Genomic DNA, 5,706 nt, shown 5'->3' on the forward strand with positions numbered 1-5,706 from the left:
AGGCCGAAGCCCTCGTTGATCTCCCCGGCGGCCTCGATTCCGTCCATGGCGCCTTCGAGCATGATGTCCATGAGCACCAGGTCGGGCTTGAGTTTGCCCACCAGGGCCACGGCCTCCTCGCCGGTGGCGCAGGAGCCGGCCACTTCGTAGCCCATGCGTTTGAGACGGCTCTTGATGTCCAGGGCCACGATGGCCTCGTCCTCGACCACGAGGATCTTGCGCTCGCTCACCTTGCCTCCCTGGCCAAGAGGTTCGCCAAGGCCTCGGCCAACCGGGGGTGGCGGAAGACGTAGCCGCTCTCCATGAGCCTTCTCGGGAAGGCCCGGCAGCCGCCCAGAAGCAGTTCCTCGGCCATCTCGCCGAAGACCAGACGCAGCGCGGCGGCCGGGGCGGCCAGCCCGCAGGGTCTGCCCAGGGCGCGGCCCAGGGCCTGGCAGAAGTCGCGGTTGGCGGCGCTCTCGGGGGCGCAGAGGTTGAACGGCCCCGAGAGGTCCTCGCGCTCCAGAAGAAAGACCATGGCCTCGACCTGGTCGCGCAGGTGGATCCATGGAAAGGCCTGGCGGCCGTGCCCCAGGGGGCCGCCCATGTAATAGCGGAAGGGCGGAAGCATCTTCTCGAACACCCCGCCGCCTCGACCCAGCACGAGGCCCGTGCGCGCCACCACGCGGCGCACGCCCAGGGACTCCACCGGCCGGGAGGAGGCCTCCCACTGCAGGCACACGTCTGCCAGGAAGCCCCGGCCCGGGGGGGAGGATTCATCCACCGGGTCGTCGCCCGTGTCGCCGTAGTAGCCCACGGCCGAGGCCTGGAGCAGCACCGCCGGACGCACGGCGGCCTGGGTGGCCGCGCGGACCATGGCCTGGCCCGCGAACACGCGGCTCTCCACGATGGCCTGCTTGCGCTGGCTGGTCCAGCGGCCGTCCGCGATGGACTCCCCAGCCAGGTTGACCAGGGCGTAGGCGCCGTCGGCCAGGTGCCCCCAGCCGTCGGCCGTGCGGCCGTCCCAGGCGGCGAAGGCGGGGCGCGCTCCGTCGGGGTCTGCGCCGGGGGAGCGGGGCTTGCCGCGCGTAAGGGCCGTCACGCGCCACCCCTTGGCCAGAAGCGCGCGGCACAGCGCCCGGCCGATGAAGCCGCCGCCGCCGGCCACGATGACGTGGCGGCCGTTGCCGTTCACAGGTGTCTCCGCATGCTGTGGAAAGTAGGAGGAAGCAGGGGCGCGGTCAATAGGAGAAATCGAGCTGGTAGGTGACCGGTCCCACGGGATCGAACCCCCAGAAGAAGAGCGCGCCCTGGAGCCAGTCGCCAACGTCCTGGCGCACCATGCGGATCTCCAGGGTCACGGCGTAGGCCTTGCCGCGCTCCATCATGCTCCACGCGCCCAGGTCGACGGAAAGCTTGCTCCAGGCCTCGCGCATCAAGAGGCCCAGATCGCGGCCGCGCACCCGCTCCTCGCCGCCCCGGTGCAGCACCACCTCGTAGGGGCCGCCGTCGTGCAGGATGAGGGGCGAGAGCAGCGTGGCCTGGGCCACTTCGCGGTTCCAGAGGTAATCGCGTTTGAGCGAAAGCCGGGCCTTGCACTCCAGGGCCAGCACCTGCCCCTGGCGCAACGCCTGGTCCACGGCCTCCACGAGCCTGGGGTCGCGCACGTCCACGCCGAAACGCAGCTTGGCCCGGCCTCCCTGGTTGTCCAGGACCATGTTGGCCAGGCCCAGGCGCTGGGCGCGCACCTCTCCCGGCGAGGCCGCCAGGGCGGCCACGAGCACGAGGAGCAGAAAGGCGGCGGCGCGGTGCATGAAGATTCCTTGGTCTTTTCGCCCATTCGGGGCCTACCCCAATGCCGGGGGCTTTGACAACTGCCAATCCCGAGGCTATCTTGCTCCGTCCATGCATCGGGTGCGACTCGTCTTCGTGGGCGACCTCAAGGCCCGCTGGGCCCAGGAGGCCTGCCGACACTATCAGGAAGCTCTGGCGCGCTGCGTGCGCGTTGAGACGTCCGTGGTGCGAGACGCCAGGGAAACCCGCGACGTGCCCGCCCGATTGCGCAAGGAAGGCCAGGCCCTCCTTGCGGCTTTGGGACCCAGGGAACGCGTGGTGGGTCTGGAGATTGAGGGAGACGCCCCCGGATCCGAGGGCCTGGCGCGCCAACTGGGGCGCTGGCTGGACGATCCGGGCCGGATGCCCTGCTTCGTGGTGGGCGGCCCCTACGGGTTCGGCGCCGAGGCGCGCGCGCGCTTCGACCATCGCCTGAGCCTGGGACCCTGCACGCTGCCGCACGAACTGGCCCGGGTGGTTCTGTTGGAGCAGTTGTACCGGGCCATGAGCATCCTCGCCGGGCACCCCTACCATCACGGTTGACCCGGCGCGTTCTCCGCGCTCGACTTTTTGCGCGGAACATGATTTCTACCGCCCCACGGCGCTTCGACGCGGCCGGGGACTGCGTGCCGTATACGCCTCAAGTGGAGACCAAATGGCCTTTCCTTCCCTTTCAATCGGCGACCTCACGGTCAAAACCCCCATCATCCAGGGCGGGATGGGCGTGGGCATCTCCCTGTCCGGCCTGGCTTCCGCCGTGGCCGCTGCCGGGGGCATCGGCGTCATCGCGGCGGCGGGCATCGGCATGGGCCGCCCTGGCTACGCCACGGACTTCGTGCACACCAACAACGAGGCCCTGCGCGACGAAATCCGCGCCGCGCGCGCCAAATCCGACGGCCCCCTGGGCGTGAACATCATGGTGGCCCTCACCAACTACGCGGACCTCGTCTCCACGGCGGTGCGCGAAGGCGTGGAGGCCGTGATCTCCGGAGCGGGCCTGCCCCTGGACATGCCTTCACTCCTGCCCGAAGGCTGCCGCACCAAGCTGATCCCCATCGTCTCCTCGGCCCGGGCCGCGGCGATCCTTTGCCGCAAGTGGCTTTCGCGCTTCGGGCGCACCCCGGACGCCTTCGTGGTGGAGGGGCCGCTGGCCGGAGGGCACCTGGGCTTCAAGCCCGAGGACATCCGCGATCCCGGCCACTCCCTGGAGACCGTGGTCCCCCAGGTGATCGAAGCCGTGGGGGCCTACCGCGGACCCGACGGAAAGCCCATCCCGGTGATCGCCGCAGGCGGCGTGTTCACCGGGGCGGACATCCTCAAATACCTGCGCATGGGCGCGGCGGGCGTCCAGATGGGCACCCGCTTCGTGGCCACCTACGAATGCGACGCCGACATGGCCTTCAAGCAGACCTACATCGACGCGCGCGAGGAAGACATCGCCATCATCAAGAGCCCCGTGGGCCTGCCCGGTCGCGCCATCATCAACAACTTCATCCGCTCCGTGCAGCGCGGCGAGAAGATCCCCAAGGTCTGCCCCTTCAACTGCACCCACAACTGCGACGGCACCACCGCGCCCTACTGCATCATGCTGGCGCTCATGAACGCCAAGAAGGGGCTTCTGGACCACGGCTTCGCCTTCGCCGGGCAGAACGCCTGGCGCGTGAAGGAGATCGTCTCCGTGAAGCGCCTCATGGAATCCCTGGAAGCCGAATACGACGCGGCCGTGGCCGCCGGGGCCTAGGCCGGAACCAGACGCCATGGCCCTGCTCGACGCCCAGTACCTCGCCAGGCTGGAGGACTACTTCGCCTCCGGCGACCTGCAGTTCGATTTCGACAACGCGGACGACGAAAAACGCGGCGAAATCCTCGATTTCCTCGAAAAGCTCATGGACCTGGCCGACCAGGCCGACGCCCTGGCCACCAAGCTCATCTTCCGGGATCAGCTGGGGGCCATACTCGGGGAGAACACCCAGAAATAGCCCGTCCCTCCGGTCCGGGGATACTCCCGGACCAGGGGCGGACCGTATCCGGCGGGCGCGCTCCCGCCGGGCTCGGGTTCATTGGCGAACACCACCGCCACGGGCGCGCGCGCGCCGCCGTCCCCTCCCTTGCGCCCGTATCCCGCCGCAAGCTCCAGGAAATCCCGCCAGGGCATGAAGGCCCGCGAGAGGCACAGGTCCGCCTCGCGCCGAAGGGCCTCGGCGCGGCCCTCGAACACCTCGGTTTCCTTCAGGCGAAGCATGGCCGCGCACTGGCGTAAAAAACCCGCCCGCTTGGCCCGGGGCTCCACCAGCACGTAGCGCCCCGCGCCCCAGAACAGGCGCAGCGGAATCCCCGGGATGCCCGCTCCAGCCCCGAAATCCAGGCTCACGGGGGCCGACGGCAGCGCGCCCGAGGCCTGAAGGTCCGCCAGGAGGTCGGCCAGCCACCAGCTGTCGGCCGCAAGCTCCGTGAGCATCTCCTGCCAGCGCCGCGGCCCCACGAGGTTGGTCCGGGCGTTCCAGGTCTGCAACAGGCCCAGGTAGGCGGCAAGCCCGTCGGCCTGTCCGGAGTCCAACTGGCGGCCCAGGGAAAGGGCCAGGTACGCCGCGCTCGCGGCGTCGGGCAGGTTGTCACGCATGGGCGGGGTATGGCCCAAGAATTGACGCCCGTCAAAGGATGCTCTACCAACCCAGGCGGAACCGATCTCACCCCGCAAGGAGCCTTCACACGTGACCGTCAACACTCCCGCCCAGGCCGTGCTCTTCCCCGGCCAGGGCTCCCAGGAAAAGGGCATGGGGCGCGGCCTGGCCGAGGCCGTCCAGGACGCCATGGACCTCTGGAAGCTGGCCGAAAAGGCCTCCGGCCTGCCGCTTCGCGAAATCTACTGGGACGGCGACGACGCCGCCATGGCCCACACCCGCAACCTCCAGCCCGCCATGACCGCCGTCACCCTCGGCTGCTGGCTGGCCGTGCGCGGCAAGCTGGCCCCCGTGGGCTTCGCAGGGCACAGCCTGGGCGAATACGCCGCCCTGGCCGCCTCGGGCGCGCTCCCCGTGGAGCAGGTCCTGGAACTCACCAGCCTGCGCGGCCGCCTCATGGCCGAGGCCGGCGGCTCGGACGGGGCCATGGCCGCGGTGCTCAAGGTGTCGCTGCAAGGCGTCGAGGACATCGTTGCCCGCGCCGCCCAGGCCACGGGGCGCATCCTCCTGGTGGCCAACTACAACACCCCCGGCCAGTACGTGATCTCCGGCCACCGCGAAGCCGTGGACCAGGCCGCCGGGCTGTGCAAGGAAGCCAAGGGCCGGGCCATCCCCCTGGCCGTGAGCGGGGCCTTCCACTCGCCCCTCATGGCCGAGGCCGCCGCCGAACTGGAGAAAGTGCTCGCCAAGGCGGACTGGCGCGCCCCCTCGGCCCCGGTGTTCGCCAACGTCACGGGCCAGGGCGAGTCCGATCCGGCCAAACTCCGGGAGCTCCTGGCCCGCCAGATGACCTCCTCCGTGCGCTGGATCGACACCATGGCCGCCCTCTACGAGGCCGGGGCGCGCACCTTCGTGGAGCTTGGCCCCAAGGGCGTGCTCACCAAGATGGTCAAGCCCTGCCTGGAGGGGCGCGAGGACGCCCAGGCCGTGAACCTGGCCACCCGCGAGGCCCTGGAGGGCTTCACCCTGCCCTAGGGCCGGGTGACCGTACCGTCGGACAACGGACGGGCCCGTGCCTGTCCTGGACTTTTCCGGCCGCGCCCTGCGCGGCCGAACGCATCGTGAAAGGACCGTTATGCGCGCGCTCACCCATCTCAGAGGCCTTCTGGAGGCCATCCTCGCCCGCAAGGGCGCCCAGTGGCCGGACAAGGCCACCATCGAACCGCCCAAGGACAAGCAGTTCGGCGACATGGCCTGCAACGTGGCCATGCTC

General features: G+C 70.0%; 9 protein-coding genes. 5 read left to right on the top strand and 4 right to left on the bottom strand.

The features are described from left to right. From ACV4UX_RS16730 to ACV4UX_RS16740, 3 genes are all read right to left on the bottom strand, one after another. The coding region (locus tag ACV4UX_RS16730; RefSeq protein ID WP_491594421.1) for a response regulator at positions 1-230 on the bottom strand (230 nt) is incomplete at its 3' end. Continuing rightward, positions 227-1,174 carry a TIGR01777 family oxidoreductase gene (locus ACV4UX_RS16735; RefSeq protein ID WP_491594422.1) on the bottom strand — a complete coding sequence of 316 codons (948 nt, stop codon included), beginning with the start codon at positions 1,172-1,174 and terminating at the stop codon, positions 227-229. The genes ACV4UX_RS16735 and ACV4UX_RS16730, both read right to left, overlap by 4 nt. A gap of 46 nt (positions 1,175-1,220) precedes the next feature. Beyond that, complete coding sequence (locus ACV4UX_RS16740) at positions 1,221-1,793, bottom strand: DUF4390 domain-containing protein (RefSeq protein WP_491594423.1); 573 nt, start codon at positions 1,791-1,793, stop codon at positions 1,221-1,223. A 91-nt stretch (positions 1,794-1,884) separates the two neighbouring features. Between ACV4UX_RS16740 and ACV4UX_RS16745 the strand changes: the two genes are divergently transcribed. The 3 genes from ACV4UX_RS16745 (at position 1,885) to ACV4UX_RS16755 (ending at position 3,791) form a co-directional block, all read left to right on the top strand. After that, complete coding sequence (locus ACV4UX_RS16745; RefSeq protein WP_491594424.1) at positions 1,885-2,355, top strand: 23S rRNA (pseudouridine(1915)-N(3))-methyltransferase RlmH; 471 nt, start codon at positions 1,885-1,887, stop codon at positions 2,353-2,355. A gap of 112 nt (positions 2,356-2,467) precedes the next feature. After that, positions 2,468-3,553: an NAD(P)H-dependent flavin oxidoreductase gene (locus ACV4UX_RS16750; RefSeq protein WP_491594425.1), complete on the top strand. Its 1,086-nt coding sequence runs from the start codon at positions 2,468-2,470 to the stop codon at positions 3,551-3,553. Positions 3,554-3,569: 16 nt separating this feature from the next. Next, positions 3,570-3,791 (top strand): hypothetical protein, encoded by a 222-nt coding sequence (locus ACV4UX_RS16755; protein ID WP_491594426.1) that lies wholly within the window; start codon positions 3,570-3,572, stop codon positions 3,789-3,791. Here ACV4UX_RS16755 and ACV4UX_RS16760 read toward each other — a convergent pair. Further along, entirely contained in the window at positions 3,752-4,432 is a 681-nt protein-coding gene (locus ACV4UX_RS16760) for a 16S rRNA (guanine(527)-N(7))-methyltransferase RsmG (protein ID WP_491594427.1), read from the bottom strand. The genes ACV4UX_RS16755 and ACV4UX_RS16760 overlap by 40 nt on opposite strands. Before the next feature lie 154 nt (positions 4,433-4,586). Here ACV4UX_RS16760 and ACV4UX_RS16765 point away from each other — a divergent pair, with 154 nt between their 5' ends. Together ACV4UX_RS16765 and ACV4UX_RS16770 are read left to right on the top strand one after the other, a co-directional pair. Beyond that, positions 4,587-5,468: an ACP S-malonyltransferase gene (locus ACV4UX_RS16765; RefSeq protein WP_491594428.1), complete on the top strand. Its 882-nt coding sequence runs from the start codon at positions 4,587-4,589 to the stop codon at positions 5,466-5,468. A 100-nt stretch (positions 5,469-5,568) separates the two neighbouring features. Next, the coding region (locus ACV4UX_RS16770) for a hypothetical protein (protein ID WP_491594429.1) at positions 5,569-5,706 on the top strand (138 nt) is incomplete at its 3' end.

The organism is Fundidesulfovibrio sp. (assembly GCF_058402725.1).

What these genes read in the sequence shown, in the direction of transcription:
- ACV4UX_RS16760 (WP_491594427.1), bottom strand. Translation starts at nt 4,432, where the DNA reads ATGCGTGACAACCTGCCCGACGCCGCGAGCGCGGCGTACCTGGCCCTT.
- ACV4UX_RS16765 (WP_491594428.1), top strand. Translation starts at nt 4,587, where the DNA reads ATGGGGCGCGGCCTGGCCGAGGCCGTCCAGGACGCCATGGACCTCTGG.
- ACV4UX_RS16755 (WP_491594426.1), top strand. Translation starts at nt 3,570, where the DNA reads ATGGCCCTGCTCGACGCCCAGTACCTCGCCAGGCTGGAGGACTACTTC.
- ACV4UX_RS16745 (WP_491594424.1), top strand. Translation starts at nt 1,885, where the DNA reads ATGCATCGGGTGCGACTCGTCTTCGTGGGCGACCTCAAGGCCCGCTGG.
- ACV4UX_RS16750 (WP_491594425.1), top strand. Translation starts at nt 2,468, where the DNA reads ATGGCCTTTCCTTCCCTTTCAATCGGCGACCTCACGGTCAAAACCCCC.
- ACV4UX_RS16740 (WP_491594423.1), bottom strand. Translation starts at nt 1,793, where the DNA reads ATGCACCGCGCCGCCGCCTTTCTGCTCCTCGTGCTCGTGGCCGCCCTG.